The organism is Vibrio sinensis (genome assembly GCF_003605645.1).
Taxonomy (GTDB): Bacteria; Pseudomonadota; Gammaproteobacteria; order Enterobacterales; family Vibrionaceae; genus Vibrio; species Vibrio sinensis.
On the sequence record NZ_QVMU01000202.1, the window covers coordinates 1 to 373 of the forward strand.

A 373-nucleotide genomic window follows, 5' to 3' on the forward strand; every position below is an offset into this window, starting at 1 on the left:
TGTAAAGTTGTTTTGCGTATTTCACGACAAATTGGAAGAGAATAACCTTATCGCACATGAAGGTAAGATTATCGATGCCAGTTTCGTTGAAATGCCACGCCAACGAAATAGCAAGGAAGAAAATACGCACATTAAAGAAACTGGTACAGCTCCAGAACAATGGGATGGTAAACCCAACAAGAAAAAGCAAAAAGATATTGATGCCCGTTGGACAAAAAAAAACAACGAAAACCATTTTGGCTACAAGAATCATGTAAAAGTGGATAATAAGCACAAATTTATCGACACCCAGCATACCACTGATGCATCGGTGCATGATTCACAAGTATTAGAGGAACTGCTTGACGAAGAAAAAGATAAAGGAAATGATCTA

Annotated in this window: 1 protein-coding gene; it reads left to right on the top strand. The window is 37.5% G+C overall.

What is annotated here, in order from left to right; all coding sequences use genetic code 11:
* Positions 1-31: 31 nt before the first annotated feature.
* Positions 32-373 (top strand): transposase (locus tag DZ860_RS24190; RefSeq protein WP_207890696.1); only part of this gene is annotated, 342 nt, incomplete at its 3' end.